The sequence below is a fragment of the Pauljensenia sp. C0170B5 genome (genome assembly GCF_056590195.1).
In genome coordinates, this window is sequence record NZ_JBWPVR010000003.1 from 22,942 (window position 1) to 35,893 (window position 12,952).

9 protein-coding genes are annotated in these 12,952 nt (G+C 59.5%); 7 read left to right on the forward strand and 2 right to left on the reverse strand.

From position 1 onward, the window contains the following. Positions 1 to 122 precede the first annotated feature (122 nt). On the reverse strand, positions 123 to 1,514 hold the full coding sequence (locus AC1EJZ_RS05280; RefSeq protein WP_480294119.1) for an MFS transporter: 1,392 nt from the start codon (positions 1,512 to 1,514) through the stop codon (positions 123 to 125). A gap of 89 nt (positions 1,515 to 1,603) precedes the next feature. Here AC1EJZ_RS05280 and aspS point away from each other — a divergent pair, with 89 nt between their 5' ends. Then, positions 1,604 to 3,460 (forward strand): aspartate--tRNA ligase, encoded by a 1,857-nt coding sequence (aspS, locus tag AC1EJZ_RS05285; RefSeq protein WP_070727417.1) that lies wholly within the window; start codon positions 1,604 to 1,606, stop codon positions 3,458 to 3,460. 60 nt (positions 3,461 to 3,520) lie between these two features. On the opposite strand, the gene AC1EJZ_RS05290 is transcribed toward aspS, so the two are convergent. Continuing rightward, entirely contained in the window at positions 3,521 to 5,164 is a 1,644-nt protein-coding gene (locus AC1EJZ_RS05290) for a DUF4091 domain-containing protein (RefSeq protein ID WP_480294120.1), read from the reverse strand. Positions 5,165 to 5,317: 153 nt separating this feature from the next. Here AC1EJZ_RS05290 and AC1EJZ_RS05295 point away from each other — a divergent pair, with 153 nt between their 5' ends. From AC1EJZ_RS05295 to ruvX, 6 genes are all read left to right on the forward strand, one after another. Continuing rightward, entirely contained in the window at positions 5,318 to 5,935 is a 618-nt protein-coding gene (locus AC1EJZ_RS05295; RefSeq protein WP_058236807.1) for an L-threonylcarbamoyladenylate synthase, read from the forward strand. 140 nt (positions 5,936 to 6,075) lie between these two features. Beyond that, positions 6,076 to 7,521 (forward strand): L,D-transpeptidase family protein, encoded by a 1,446-nt coding sequence (locus tag AC1EJZ_RS05300; protein WP_070727333.1) that lies wholly within the window; start codon positions 6,076 to 6,078, stop codon positions 7,519 to 7,521. A gap of 11 nt (positions 7,522 to 7,532) precedes the next feature. After that, positions 7,533 to 8,873, forward strand: a complete 1,341-nt coding sequence (locus AC1EJZ_RS05305; RefSeq protein ID WP_070727330.1) for a replication-associated recombination protein A — start codon at positions 7,533 to 7,535, stop codon at positions 8,871 to 8,873. A 112-nt stretch (positions 8,874 to 8,985) separates the two neighbouring features. Then, positions 8,986 to 9,609 (forward strand): 30S ribosomal protein S4, encoded by a 624-nt coding sequence (gene rpsD / locus AC1EJZ_RS05310; RefSeq protein WP_058236804.1) that lies wholly within the window; start codon positions 8,986 to 8,988, stop codon positions 9,607 to 9,609. A 124-nt stretch (positions 9,610 to 9,733) separates the two neighbouring features. Next, on the forward strand, positions 9,734 to 12,424 hold the full coding sequence (alaS, locus tag AC1EJZ_RS05315) for an alanine--tRNA ligase (protein ID WP_070727327.1): 2,691 nt from the start codon (positions 9,734 to 9,736) through the stop codon (positions 12,422 to 12,424). Between the two features lie 24 nt (positions 12,425 to 12,448). Further along, positions 12,449 to 12,946: a Holliday junction resolvase RuvX gene (gene ruvX / locus AC1EJZ_RS05320; protein WP_058236802.1), complete on the forward strand. Its 498-nt coding sequence runs from the start codon at positions 12,449 to 12,451 to the stop codon at positions 12,944 to 12,946. Positions 12,947 to 12,952: the final 6 nt, after the last annotated feature.

Sequence of the window (12,952 nt, forward strand, 5' to 3'; positions counted from 1 at the left end):
CATTACACCAACAACACACATCGGCTCCTGGCCGATCACTATCACAGTGGGAAGCGCCTTGACGAGCTTTAACACTATTGCGTTTCGCGCTCATTTCCTAGCGTGAGCGGCGGTGAAATGCCTCACCGCGCCTGTTTTGAGCGGATTCTGGAGGAGGCGAACACCGCCAGCAGGCACACGCCCAGCGCGATTATGGGGGCTGGAACATACTGAATACCGCCCTCAAACGCCGGCATCCAGACGGCCAACACGACCGAAACGATTGCCAGTTCCACGGCGCCGCCCGCATTGTCAGCAATCTGGAGCCATGAGGAGGCCCGTCCGTGTTCAGACGGATCAATTGACCCGAGCGTGAGATCAGACAATGTTGAGTGCACCATTCCGATCCCCAGACCTGTAATACTCCACCCCACAAGGGCAACAGCCGGCGGGAGCCCTTTCAACACCAGGAAACACACGGGAAGGACGCCGACCACCATGAGGCTCGCGCCCACCAGCGGCAGTCTTTCACGCGTTGCCTGAGTGTTGACGCGCGTGGGAATCGCTGAGCCTATCGCCCACGTGATTGAGCCAATCGTCACGGCGAGCGATGCATGACTTGCACTCCATAAGTGCACACGCTGGAGAACAAGCGGCAGGAAAACCTCCGCGCCAGACAGACCGCCCATGACCAGTGCGCGAGTGGCAATGATTGAGGCAATACCGGGGCGAAGAGTAAACGTGCCGTCGGGAACCAGGCGCTTCAATGTCATGGCGCAGCCGGCCAGGCCGAGAACAGTCGCCGCAACGAGCGCCCATCCACTCAGCGTTCCTGCAAATTGCACCAGCACAATGGAGCCACCCGCTCCGGCCGCCAACGCGGCCAGATGGCGCATCGAACCTTCGACTGCCCCCTGACGAGAAGGGAAACGCCGCAGCACGGGGACCATTGCCGCCAGGCCGACGGCAGCGATGAACGGCACTACGCCGAAGACCCATCGCCAGCCCCACGTGGCCGTGACCCATCCGGCAATCGCAGGACCGACCAGAGAGGGAAACACCCACGCCATCGAAAAGGCGGCGAAAAACGTGGGCCGATGCCGCGGTGACGCGATGGAGCCGACGAAAACATAGATCGGCACCATGACGAGGCCACCGCCCAGGCCCTGAATCATGCGTCCGATGACGAAGAGTGCGATATGCCCGGCGAATGTGCACAGCGCCAGCCCCACCACAAACAGTGCGGCACCCCACAGCAGCACCTTGCGCGGGCCGCGCGCATCACACAGAGGTCCGGCGATGACGGTGGAGGCAAGCTGCATGGCGATCGCCGCTCCGGACGCGACGGCGAACCATGTATCGGATCCCAGATCGGCCACAACATTCGGCATGATCGTCATAGCTGCCAGCGCTTCAAATGCTGCCAGGGTGATCAAGACGATGGAACCAGCCAGCAGAACTTTCTCATCGTGACTCCACCGCGTGACGGCGTCACCCTCGGTGATCTGAGCAGGCGTTTCGCGGTTGGTCTCCATGAGCCGTAGACTACCCTGTGTCACTCTGGATTGCTGCGCTGCCTGTTTCGCAGATGCGGCGACCAGTGAAGTCAATGAAAGGAAAACTGGTGTTACGCACACACACGATCTCTCAGATGGGGACCGACCTGGTCGGTCAGACAGTGACATTAACCGGGTGGGTTGACCGCCGCCGTGATCATGGCGGAGTGGTGTTCATTGACCTGAGAGATGCCAGCGGAATCGTGCAGGTTGTTGTCCGCGATGAATCCGTCGCCCACGAGCTGCGTTCAGAATACTGCCTACGGGTAACCGGCGAAGTCAGCGCCCGTCCCGAAGGCAACGAGAATCCGGAACTGTCCACGGGGCAGGTTGAGATTCTGGGCGATGACATTGAGATTCTGAACACCTCGCCGGCTTTGCCTTTCCAGGTGTCGGCCCATGCCGAAGAATCCGGCAGCGTGGGCGAAGAGACACGTCTGCGTTACCGTTTTCTCGATCTGCGTCGCGCCCAGTTGCAGCATGCGATGCGTTTGCGCTCCCGCGTGTCGAGGGCGGCTCGCGAAGCCCTGTACGAACACGACTTCGTGGAAGTTGAAACACCGACATTGACGCGTTCCACCCCTGAAGGTGCCCGCGACTTCATCGTGCCGGCGCGCCTGTCTCCAGGCTGCTGGTACGCCTTGCCTCAGTCACCGCAGTTGTTCAAGCAGCTCCTCATGGTCGGTGGAATGGAACGCTACTTCCAGATTGCGCGCTGCTACCGAGATGAGGACTTCCGAGCTGACCGTCAGCCCGAATTCACTCAGCTTGATATTGAGATGAGCTTCGTCAGCCAGGACGACGTCATTGCCGTGTCCGAGGACGTGCTGCGAGCAGTGTGGGCTGAAATCGGTTACGACTTGAAGACTCCGATCCCACGCATGCCGTTCAACGAAGCAATGGCCAAATACGGCTCCGATAAGCCGGATCTGCGTTTTGGATGCGAACTGATCGACCTGACCGACTACTTCAAGGACACCCCGTTCCGCGTCTTCCAGAACCCGTATGTGGGTGCAATCGTGATGCCAGGCGGTGCTTCACAGCCTCGCCGCACCTTCGACAAGTGGCAGGAATGGGCCAAGGCTCGTGGAGCCAAGGGACTGGCCTACGTGACCATTGCCGAGGACGGAACACTGGGCGGTCCCGTAGCAAAGAACATTTCCGATCAGGAACGCGAAGGCCTGGTCGAGGCCACAGGAGCCAACCCCGGTGACTGCATCTTCTTCGGCGCCGGAAAGCCCACAGCAACCCGCGAACTGCTTGGCGCTGTGCGGCTGGAAGTGGGACGCCGCTGCAACCTGATTGACGAGGACGCATGGTCATTCGTGTGGATCGTCGACGCACCCCTGTTCAAACCGACCGGCGAAGCTGAAGCAGAAGGTGACGTGGCGCTGGGGCACTCCTCATGGACCGCTGTCCACCACGCGTTCACCATGCCGCAGGACGAATGGCGTGACAACTTCGAGGACGACCCGGAGCACGCGTTGTCCTACGCCTACGACATCGTGTGCAACGGCAACGAAATCGGTGGCGGCTCGATCCGTATTCACCGCGACGACATTCAGCAGCGCGTCTTCAACGTGATGGGAATTTCCGAGGAAGAAGCCGAATCGAAGTTCGGATTCCTCATGAGCGCACTGAAGTTCGGCGCACCGCCACACGGCGGCGTGGCATTTGGATGGGACCGCATCGTCTCGCTGCTCACGCATGCCGACTCGATCCGTGACGTCATCGCCTTCCCGAAGTCCGGTGGCGGATACGACCCGCTGACCGACGCGCCCGCGCCGATCACGCCGCGTCAGCGTAAGGAAGCAGGGGTCGATGCGAAACCGCGCAAGCGCGGTGAAACAGACCAGGATCAGAAGGCCGACAAAGCCGACAAGGCGGAGAAGGCCGAAAAGGTTGGCCAGGCTGACAAGTCGTGATCGTCAGTGCCATTTTGTCAGGGCGGCTCGGACACACATGTGTCGGGTCGCCCTCGGCTTTTACGACGCCAGGCGTTCAAACAGTCTGGCACGCCGCGCAAGATAGTCGCCCTCGCTGATCCATCCGGACGAAAAATCAACAGTGCGATCCGGATCCATGATGCGCAGCACCTCCTCGCGACCAATACGCTTGGCGGCGTCGTGGAACAGGACGAGGTCTTCGAAGGCAGCTCGGAGCATTTCGTAACGTAGCGAGTAATACACGCCGAGGTCGTCCGCCGGATACACGACGAATGGGTCGCCTGAGAAGAACGCTCCGCCGGCGCTGGAATCGGCGAACGGATTAATGGGACGCACCGACAGCTGCGAGTAGTAGAAGTCAAACGCCCAGTGCAGAAAACCGCGACTGTTCGCGCAGAACAGCTGCAGACCGAGCATGCGGTGACGAATTGGGCGCTGCGCAATGAAACGGTTGGCCACAGCGTTCGCCTGACCCACGCAGTAGTACACCCAGGATGGCTCGTAGCCAGCCTCACGGAAACGCGTCACCGCAGTGGTGGCCACGATCGGATGATCAACCAGGTCGATGTAATCCGGATCGGACAGTGCATCGCCCACCATCTGCCCTTCCAGCAGATCGATCACCTGCTTGCGCGCCGCCTGATAGCTGGAACGGTTGGTCTCATCAGGCTCGTCTGAAATATGCCACCAGATCGCATCACCGAGGTTGCGTCCACGGAAATAACCGATGAGGAATGGGATGAGCTGTTCGACAAACGCGCGGTACTTGGGCGAGGTTGCCTCCGTGTCCCATCCGAAACGCCGTTGTTCCCCCTCAGTTGTTTTCACGATGAACTGCGGACACGCGTGCGCACCCCACTGCGTGAACAGGTGTGGCAGTTCGAGGTAGCGGATACCCGCATCCAGTGCCATATCAACCCACCGATCGAGACGGCCCGTGGCGAAGTGGTACGTCCCGTCATAGCTGATATCCAGTAACTGTGTCGCAGGCCTGTAGGTGCCGACCGCCGTGTCGAGTGGGGGAGACCAGATCGGGGTCAGCAAGCTGTTCACGCCCATCTGTGTAGCGGCCCGCACATGATTGGCGAGGGTGTGCCAATGCTGCTCGGACCACATGGGAACGTGAAAGTACGTGGCGAGGCAATCCGGATGCAGCCACTGGGTGTTGATGAAATCGCTGTCGTGGTGTGTCAGATCAACACCTGTGACAGATACGGTTTGTTCGAACAGATTTGAATCGGCGCGGGTGACAGTTACGGTGATTGTGCCCGAAAATGCCGGCACACTCACCCATACGGCATTCCATCCCATATGGTGCGCCTGCAGCACAACAGTCGTCAGAGCACCGTCGACGCTCGCGTCCAGAGGGGTCAACAGATCGGGCAGCAGGGATGGTTGGGTTGCCAGATACCCGTCGTCTGCATCTGCCGGTGCTGGCAGACCGGCCGCAACCAGGTCAACGTGACAGACCTGGACGGGCTCACCGTCCGTGCGAATGGTCAACGTCAATTCAGAGCGCGACCAGTACACGTCCTGGTGCTCGTGCCAGGCCACCTGGAAATTGATCGACTGACCGGTGCGCGTGACCAATGGATGCGTGAGCGAGTCGGGCTCCTCGCTGGGAAGCACCTTTGTCAGGTCGTCAACCAATCGGATATCGACGCGTGAAGTGGGGGCAGCCATCAAGATCCTTCCGCACGGTGTCAGTTGCCTTCCACTGTGCCATGAAGCTCTCGCCCGTGCCGCCTAACGACGCTGATCAATGGGCACTTTCTTTTTGGAAGAGACACGCGACAAGTTCCAGCGAAGAGGACAAAAATGAGGCACACTAGAGACATGGCTCACATTGAAATGCATCCGGAGAATCCACAAGCCCGCTTGGTCACTAAGACCGTTGACCTCCTCAAGGAGGGTGGCACCATCGCATTACCGACCGACTCGGGATATGCGATTGCCTGCACCCTGGGGAACAAGGAAGGGATGGATGTCATCCGGCAGATCAGAAAACTCGACGAGAAGCACAACTTCTCGTTGCTGTGTCATTCCTTTGCGCAGCTGGGTGAGCTTGTCATCGTCGACAACCACCAATTCCGCACGATTAAGGCGCTGACGCCCGGACCGTACACGTTCATTCTCCAAGGCACCAAGGTCGTGCCTCGTATGACGCTGAACAAGAAGAAGCACACAGTGGGCGTCCGGCTGCCAGATCATGTGATTACTCAAACGATTGTCGAAGCTCTGGGGGAGCCGCTTCTGTGCTCGACTTTGATCATGCCTGGCGAAGACGAGCCGTTGGTGGACGGACACGATGTTGACGACCGCATCGGCAACATGGTGGATCTTGTCATTGTTGGCCCGGTCGGTCTGGCCGAACCGACAACCGTCATCGATTACACCGACGGTACGGCAGTGATCGCCCGTAAGGGCGCTGGCGACACGTCACTATTTGAATAGAAGTTTCCTGTGCGCTCTCGCACTGTGGAATGGCACAGCGCGAGAGTACACGAATTTGGGAATTTTGCTCACAATCAGTATCCAAATTTCAGTTCCTTAGGTAGCATCCGGCATGGAGCTATATTCGAAGGAGCGATGTTGTGAGCGAACACGTCAGGCGAGAACCGCGCAGGACACGTGTGTGGATCCTGATCGCGGCATGCACTGCCGTGCTGGTTGCGCTGGTCGGTTCGGGGGCTGCCTACGCTGCCCACTACGATGAGCGGGCGCTTCCCCGTACATCTGTTGCCGCTATTCCAGTTTCAGGAATGACGCATGACGAGGTCGTTGCCGCTATCAACGAACGTGCGCAGAACATTCGTGTCACCGCCCGGGTTGACGGCAAAGAAACTGAGATCGCTCTGGCTGACGCCGGTATCCAGATCGACGCCGAAGCCACAGCGACCCTGGCTCTTGAATCGAGCCGTTCCTGGACAAGCCGCCTGCAGGGACTGTTCACATCCCGACAGATCCCGGTGGTGACCACAACGGATGAAGAGGCACTCAGCGCGATGGCGGAAACGCTTGCGCGTCAAGCGGGACCTGCTGCCGTCGATGCGTCCGCCCACTACGACGCCGACCGTGATGCATTCGTGGTTGATCCTGCCGAAAATGGCACAACGATTGACGCGCAAGCACTGACGACAGCTCTGATGGACGCTGCGACAACGCTGGGCGACACGGAAGTTGACCTGTCCTCGACGCAGTCGGAGCCGTCCGTAACCACAGAAGCCGCACAGCAGGCTGCCCAGCAGGCAGATGAAATGCTGGAGCCAGACGTTTCACTGACCGACACGATCGATTCCTTCACACCCTCGCGCGCCGACGTTGCCCAGTGGATTTCCTTCGAGAACACGGACAGCAAGCTCACCGCCCACTACTCCTCTGAAGCTGTTGGCTCGTGGGTATCAGCAACTGCCCAAGCCTCAAATGTGGAAGCCGACCCTACGATCAACAACGTCAATGCTGCAGGCGACGTGCTGGTAGAAGCATGGCCAGGTAAACCCGGCCTGAAAGCCAATAATGTCGCTGACCTGTCGAACGCGCTGATGAGTGCCCTCGACAATGGCGAAACGTATGAAGGCACGATCACCTATGACGACGTGCCGCAGGAAACGAAGACGCGCCCGATCGCCCCGGGTGCGGAGAATCTGCCGTATCCGGCTGCTGAGGGCGAAAAGTGGATCGATATTGATCTGACCAGGCTGACGGTCACCCCGTACATTGGCACGAAACAGGCTCACGAACCCATCAGCATTGTTCCCGGCTCACCTGGCCACGAAACGGTCACCGGTCTGTATCACGTCTACCTCAAGTATGAGAAGCAGGACATGGGGTGCACACCCGAGTGGCCATACTGCGCCAAGGACGTGCCGTGGGTGTCCTACTTCACGGGCTCGTACGCCATGCATGGCGCACCGTGGGTGAGTGAATTCGGATGGTCCGGACCGGGCGGTTCGCACGGATGCCTGAACATGCCCGTGTGGGGCGCAAAACTCATCTACGATTTCGACGAAATCGGCACCCCTGTCATGAGTCACTATTAAGCCGTATCCCTATGGATTTATTTGACAGTGAAGGCATTGACACCAATGGGGTACCCTCGTTCGACGAGCATGCGCCGCTCGCTGTGCGGATGCGCCCCACCTCGATTGACGAGGTTGTCGGGCAGAACCATCTGCTGACGGCGGGATCGCCCCTGCGACGCATGCTGTCAGCGGCAGCAGATTCTGGACCGCTCTCCTCCATGATCCTGTGGGGTCCGCCGGGAACCGGTAAAACGACCCTTGCCTACCTCGTGGCACGCGCCTCACATCGACATTTTGAAGAATTGTCCGCTGTTTCATCGGGAGTCAAGGACATTCGCGATGTCATCGCATCGGCACGCCGTCGCACCGCTGCCAGCGGCGAAGACACCATCTTGTTCGTTGATGAGGTCCACAGATTCTCCAAGTCCCAGCAGGACGCACTGCTTCCGGCTGTTGAAAACCGGTGGGTCACACTCGTGGCGGCGACAACCGAGAACCCGTCGTTCTCCGTCATTTCGCCACTGCTGTCACGTTCTTTGCTGTTGACGCTGCATCCACTCGACGAAGACGGGATTAGCGCATTGATTACCCGCTCCCTTGACGATGCTCGCGGACTGAAGAGTGAATTCACCATCGACGAGGCCGCTTTGGCTAGCCTCGTCCGACTGGCAGGAGCAGATGGCCGGAAGGCGTTGACACTGCTTGAAGCTGCAGCAGGTGCGGCGCGCGATGCGGACGATACGGTCATTGCTCAACACCACGTGGAAACCGCCGCAAACCAGGCGCTCGTGCGGTGGGATCAGGACCAGCACTATGACGTGGCTTCCGCGTTTATTAAGTCAATGCGCGGATCTGATGTCGATGCCGCCGTGCACTATTTGGCTCGGATGATCGAAGCGGGGGAGGACCCTCGCTTCATAGCCAGGCGCGTCATGATCTGTGCCTCTGAAGACGTGGGAATGGCGGCGCCGGAAATCCTCGGAATCTGCGTGGCAGCTGCTCAGGCAGTGGCGATGGTCGGCATGCCTGAGGCGCGTATTATCCTGGCACAGGCCGTGATCGCGGTGGCGACCGCCCCGAAATCCAATGCGTCCTATCTCGCGATCGATAAGGCGCTGGCCGACCTGCGCAGCGGGAAAGGCGGCCCGGTGCCTGCTCATCTGCGTGATGCCCATTACGCAGGTGCGAAGAAACTTGGGCACGGGGAAGGCTACCTGTATGCCCACGATGCGCCGCATTCTGTGGCCGCACAACAGTACTTACCGGATGATCTGCAAGGCACTCAGTACTACCGTCCAACTGAAAACGGAACTGAGGCAATGATCACGAAGCGGCTGACAGTGTTAAGGCAGCTGCTGTCCATGGGGTAAGCTATGAGGGTTGTCCACGACAACACCTGGGGTCTTAGCCGTTTGTGTTGACCCCATGTTCGGTTCAACGGGAGCCGGACATGACCCATGAAACAGGAAAGGAAACCGTTTTATGTCGACGAATCGTTCACGGAAGCAGGTGCGCCAGTCACGCGCACTCGGAATCGCGCTGACCCCGAAGGCTGTGCGTTACTTTGAGAAGCGCCCCTACGGCCCCGGCGAGCACGGCCGTACCCGGCGTCGCCAGGATTCCGACTACGCCGTTCGTCTGAAGGAAAAGCAGCGTCTGCGCGCACAGTACGGCATCCGCGAAGCTCAGATTCGCCGCATCTTCGAAGAAGCTCGCCGTCAGGACGGCCTGACCGGTGAAAACCTGGTTGAGCTGCTCGAAATGCGCATTGATGCTCTGGTTCTGCGTGCAGGATTTGCCCGCACCATCCAGCAGGCTCGCCAGGTGGTTGTCCACCGTCACATCATGGTGGACGGCAAGATCGTTGACCGCCCCTCTTTCCGCGTGAAGCCCGGACAGACGATCCAAGTCAAGCCAAAGTCGCAGACCACTGTTCCGTTCGAGATAGCCGCCTCCGGCGTGCACCGCGATGTGCTGCCGGCAGTTCCGGATTACCTCGACGTTGAGCTGGAACGTCTCAAGGCCACACTGGTGCGTCGCCCCAAGCGCGCTGAAGTCCCGGTGACCTGTGACGTGCAAATGGTCGTTGAGCACTACTCGCGCTGAGTATGAACGTGTGATGAGGACCCCGGGTGCCTGTGCGCCCCGGGGTCTTTATCGACACACCGTTCGAGGTCACCCTTCAGGTGCACCTCGCTTTCCCTCTATTTTTCCAATACGATGAGGACACATGCGCACCTCTGAGATTCGTTCCCGCTGGCTCGACTACTTCGCCGCACACGATCACGAAATTCGTCCATCAGTTTCCCTGATTTCTCCCGATCCATCGATTCTGTTCACGATCGCGGGGATGGTGCCGTTCATTCCGTATATCACCGGCGTTGAACCGCCGCCGTGGCCGCGCGTCGCATCGGTGCAAAAGTGTATCCGCACCAACGACATTGACAACGTTGGACGCACCACGCGCCACGGCACGTTCTTCCAGATGAACGGAAACTTCTCCTTCGGTGACTACTTCAAGGAAGGTGCGATCCACCTGGCGTGGGATCTGCTGACCGGCTCGGAAAAGGACGGCATGTACGGCCTGGACGGGGATCGACTGTGGACGACGCTGTGGGAGAATGATGACGAGTCCTACGACGTGCTGACCAAACAGATCGGTATGGATCCGCGCCACATCGTCAAGCTTCCACGCGAGGAAAACTTCTGGGATACAGGCCAGCCCGGACCGGCCGGTCCATGCTGTGAATGGCATTACGATCGCGGCCCCGAATACGGTCCCGAAGCTGTTGGCGGCACCGTTGACCCGGGCGGCGACCGCTACCTCGAACTGTGGAACCTCGTCTTTGACCAGTACATGCGTGGCGAAGGTAGCGGAAAGGACTATCCGCTGCTAGGCGAACTCGATGACAAGGCCATTGACACGGGTGCAGGTCTCGAACGCCTCGCATTCGTCCTGCAGGACAAGCCGAATATGTACGAAATTGACGAGGTTTACCCCGTCATCCAGGCCGTCGAAGAGATGTCCGGGCGCCACTACCATGACGATGCCGATGACGACGTTCGCATGCGCGTGGTGGCTGATCATATTCGCTCCGCGATGATGCTGATCCTCGATGGCGTGCGACCCGGAAACGATGGACGTGGATATGTTCTGCGGCGCCTGATGCGCCGAGCCATCCGGTCGATGCGTCTGCTGGGTGTCGATACATCCTCACTCCCGACGCTGATGCCGGTTTCACGTGACGCCATGGCGCCGTCGTACCCGGATCTGGTGACGAACTGGGATCTTGTCTCAGATGTTGCGTACGGTGAAGAAGAATCGTTCATGCACACCCTCACCTCGGGCACGACGATCCTGAACGCGGCAGTCAAGCAGGCCAGGGAAACGAGCCAGGAGGCGCATTCGACGGCCACCCTCAGCGGTGAAGACGCGTTTGCGCTGCATGACACTTACGGCTTCCCGATTGATCTGACCCTCGAGATGGCGGCCGAACAGGGCGTGAGCGTGGATGAACAGCGCTTCACGGAGCTGATGAACGAGCAGAAGCAGCGTGCTCGCCAGGATGCTCGCGCCAAGAAGACCGGACACGTTGATGTTCGCGTTTTCCACGAGATTGCACACGAGCTGGGCGGGCAGTCTCAGTTCCTCGGATATACCGACATGGCAGCCGACGCGCATGTGGCAGCAATTCTGGTGGATGGCCAGTCAGTGCCCGCAGCAACAGCTCCCGCACATGTTGAGGTCGTCCTCGACCAAACACCGTTCTACGCGGAGATGGGCGGTCAGCAACCCGACCACGGCACCATTCGCGTGGCAGAAGGCGGAGGAGTGGTCCGCATTGATGACGTGCAGGCTCCGATCAAGGGGCTGACGGTCCATCGCGGTGAACTGGTCGAAGGTACCATTTCTGTCGCTGCCGACGCGTGGGCGGAGATCGACACTGAACGCAGGCGCGCCATTGCGCGCGCACACACCGCCACTCACATGATTCATCGCGCTTTGCACCAGATCGTCTCGGACAACGCTACGCAGGCAGGATCGGAGAACTCGCCGTCACGTCTGCGCTTCGACTTCCGCCACAACAGTGCGCTGGAAGCCAGTCAGGTTGATGACATTGAATCCCTGGTCAACGATCGGCTGTCTGATGATCTGGCTGTGACGGATGAAGTGATGCCAATCGAACAGGCTCTGCAGACCGGAGCTATGGCGTTGTTCGGTGAAAAGTACGGTTCCGAAGTGCGTGTTGTGTCGATCGGCGGCGACTGGTCGAAGGAACTGTGCGCAGGTACTCACGTCCCCACAACCGGACATATCGGACGCATCGCGCTGTTGGGTGAATCATCCATCGGATCTGGTGTGCGCCGTATCGATGCACTGGTCGGATCTGGTGCCTACGGATTCCAGGCTCGCGAACATGCCCTTGTTTCGCAGCTGTCATCGCTGCTCGGAGGGCGCCCCGAAGATCTGCCCTCGCGCGTTGAACAGCTGATGGCGCGTGTGAAGAAAGCAGAGAAAGCGCTCGAGGAGGCCGAAACGCGCGGCGCGCTGGCACATGTCGACCAGCTCATCGCTGAGGCCACAATGCATAATGGCATTCGCGCCGTTGCCGCATCGGCCGGCCAGATGAGTTCTGCCGACAACGTGCGTTCCCTGGCGCTCGCCGTGCGCGACAAGATGGGCGAGGGTGAGCCCGCGGTGGTGGCACTGATCGGAGATATCGACTCCAAGCCGAGTATCGTTGTCGCAACCAACCAGAGTGCGCGTGAGCGCGGCGTCAAGGCTGGAATGCTCGTGCGCACTGCTGCGCAGGTTCTCGGTGGAGGTGGCGGTGGCCGTGATGACGTTGCCCAAGGTGGCGGTCGTGATCTGACGAATATGGATCAGGCCCTGTCAGCGATCACCGACTCGCTGAAGTAAACAGGGAAGGTAGACCTGGTGAGCATGCGAACGGGAGTACGTCTGGGACTGGACGTGGGGACCGTGCGCATCGGTGTGGCCAGGTCCGATGAACGCGGGATCGTGTGCCTGCCGGTGGAGACCGTTCATGTTCAACGGGATCATTCTGAAATCGATGATCTGTTGGACATCATCGATGAATACGATCCGATTGAGATCGTGGTCGGGCTGCCTCGGCACCTGAAGGGGACAGAGGGACAAAGTGCCCATATGGCCCGTAGCGTGGCCAACCGAATTGCGGCACGCTGGCGTGGCGGACGCATCTGTATGGTGGATGAACGCTTAACCTCCAATCAGGCTCACAGCAGGCTCCGGGACAGTAAAGTGGAAACTCACCGCCATCGGGAGATGGTGGACCAGGTCGCGGCTCAGATTATTCTGGAGCTAGCGCTGGAGAGCGAACGAATATCGGGGACTCCGCCAGGGCAGACCGTGTCTCTGGGAGATCCATCGTTGAGTAGTGGAAAGGCCGAACGTGACTGATTCAGA